This window comes from Aquabacterium sp., assembly GCF_004297345.1.
GTDB lineage: Bacteria > Pseudomonadota > Gammaproteobacteria > Burkholderiales > Burkholderiaceae_C > Aquabacterium.
The window spans coordinates 1-2537 of record NZ_SCTN01000011.1; the positions used below are offsets into that span (position 1 = coordinate 1).

Below are 2537 nucleotides of genomic sequence, written 5' to 3' on the forward strand. Positions count from 1 at the left end.
TGGATCACCTTGCGCACGACTTCGTAGCTGACCTCCATATCGACCTTGCCGTTACGAATCACGGTGGTCGAACCAATGCTGTCCAGCGAGCCTGCCACCGAGTTGAACTGGCGGGTACGGAAGGCTGTAGCGATCACACCATCGCACTGACCGGCGCGGAAGTCTTCAATGGCCACGCGCTCATCGACATAGCTCTTGAGTTCAATGTCGGCGCCATTTTTCTGCATGGCCACGGCGTAGTCCGTCGCTGCGGCATACACGTCACCTGTCTTGCCCGCCACGTCCCAGACGCACATCAGGCTTTTGGCCTGAGCAGCGGAGACCACACCCAGAGTGCCACCCAGTACGGCAGCAGCAGCCAGCGAGATAGAAGAAAAACGAGCAAGGGTGTTATTCATCAGAGCCATCAAGACCTCCTCGGAGGAATCAGAAAGAAAAGGAAACAAGGGTCACGTTTTTAACGTAAAACGCCACCACCCCAAGGACAGTACGAACCCTTGGTCACGAGCAAAGAGGGGGGTGGAATCGGGCGTTGCACTTCCGCCAGGCGAAATATCCCTGACAGAAGTTACCCGCAGTTAACTGGTTTTCGCCCAGCGCAATACGCTATTCAGGCGAGAACAAGGTTGTCGCGATGGATCATTTCGGGCTCACTGGTAAAACCCAGCACACCTTCGATTTCGGACGAGGCCTTGCGCACGATCAGACGTGCCTCGCTGCTGGCGTAGTTCGCCAGACCACGGGCCACATCCTGGCCAGCCTGGTTGCGCACGGCGATCACGTCACCGCGGTGAAATTCACCCACCACTTCGGTCATGCCGATGGGCAGCAGGCTCTTGCCCTCGTCGCGCAACTTGGCCACGGCACCATCGTCGATGATCACGGCACCACGCAGTTGCAGGTGATCGGCCATCCACTGCTTGCGCGCCGTTTGCTTGGCGGTTGCGGCCACGAACAGCGAGCCAATGGCTTCGCCCTGAGTGAGGCGCACCAGCACATCAGGCTCACGCCCCCAGGCGATCACGGTCGATGCCCCACTGCCCGCAGCACGTTTGGCCGCCAGTACCTTGGTGATCATGCCGCCAGTGCCCACGCGCGAGCCAGCACCACCGGCCATCTGCTCCAGGGAGGGATCACCAGCCGTGCAGACATCGATGAAGCGGGCGCTGGGGTCCTTGCGCGGATCAGCGCTGTACAAGCCCTTCTGATCGGTCAGGATGACCAGGGCGTCGGCTTCGACCAGGTTGGCCACCAAGGCACCCAGGGTGTCGTTGTCGCCAAACTTGATCTCGTCCGTGACAACGGTGTCGTTCTCGTTGATGACCGGCACCACCTTGTGCGACAGCAGCGTCAACAAGGTGGAGCGGGCATTCAGATAGCGTTCGCGATCAGCCAGGTCGGCATGTGTGAGCAAGACCTGGGCGCTGCCCATGCCGTGCTCGCGCAGCTTGGTTTCGTACATCTGCGCCAGGCCCATCTGGCCCACGGCTGCTGCGGCCTGCAGGGCATGAATCTCATGCGGACGCGCGGCCCAACCCAGGCGCTTCATGCCCTCGGCAATGGCGCCACTGGACACCATGATGACTTCGCGCCCGTCCGCAGCCAGGGCCGCCATCTGGCGACACCAGGTGCCAATGGCATCGGCATCGACACCCTTGCCTTCATTGGTGACCAGGCTGGACCCCACCTTGACCACTATGCGGCGGGCGTTCTTCAACACATCGTTCATGAGCAGACTCGGGCGTTCTTCATCAAGGCGCCAACGCGGTATTCGTTGGCCAAACGGGAAGCGTCAAGCGGGAGCCCTGACGGCCCCCTCAACATGATCATCAGCGAGCGGTTTTCTTGCCTGCGGCCTTCTTGGCGACAACCTTTTTGGCGGCAACCTTCTTCGCTGCCACGTTCTTGACTGTCACCTTCTTCACCGCCACTTTTTTGGCCACAACCTTCTTGGCCGGCGCAGCAAGCTTCTTGCTGGCAACCTTCTTCACGGCCACTTTCACGGCTGCTTTCTTGGCTACCACTTTCTTGGCCACTACCTGCTTGGCAGCGCCCTTCTTGACGGCGACAGGCTTCTTCATCGCTGCCTTCTTGGCTGCAACCTTCTTCACGGGCGCAGTCTTGGTGCCTGCAGGTTTGACAGCGGCGGCCTTCTTGGCAGGCACCTTCTTGGCGACAGCCTTTTTCACCGCAGCCTTCTTGGCGACTGGCTTGACGACCTTCTCGGCCACCGTCTTCACAGCCGCTTTTTTCGCCACGGCCTTTTTCGGTGCCGACGCCTTCTTGGTCTTGGTCTCGGCCTCACCATCGGCCTTCTTTGGCTTGATCAAGGCGGTCAGATCGGCGTCGTAACTCAGGCCGGCCTTGGCCATCAAATCACTGGCCATGGGCAGGCTGGCTTCCACATCAAAACGGATATCCGACTCGACATGGTGCTCCTGCATGGCGGCCACGTGCTGGTAAATCGTCTGCACCAGCTGCTCGCAACCCTGACGGGTCAGCGCGGAGATCTGGAAGACAGGCCCCTTCCAGCCATA

Annotated in this window: 2 protein-coding genes and 1 pseudogene; all 3 read right to left on the reverse strand. The window is 60.2% G+C overall.

Features of this window, described 5'->3' with window-relative positions; all coding sequences use genetic code 11:
* The coding region (locus tag EPO09_RS00300) for a putative solute-binding protein (RefSeq protein ID WP_290639042.1) at positions 1–407 on the reverse strand (407 nt) is incomplete at its 3' end.
* Positions 408–610: 203 nt separating this feature from the next.
* Positions 611–1729: a glutamate 5-kinase gene (gene proB / locus EPO09_RS00305; protein ID WP_290639044.1), complete on the reverse strand. Its 1119-nt coding sequence runs from the start codon at positions 1727–1729 to the stop codon at positions 611–613.
* Positions 1730–1829: 100 nt separating this feature from the next.
* Positions 1830–2537: pseudogene (locus tag EPO09_RS00310) on the reverse strand (hypothetical protein); the annotation flags it as partial.

What these genes read in the sequence shown, in the direction of transcription:
- proB (WP_290639044.1), bottom strand. Translation starts at nt 1,729, where the DNA reads ATGAACGATGTGTTGAAGAACGCCCGCCGCATAGTGGTCAAGGTGGGG.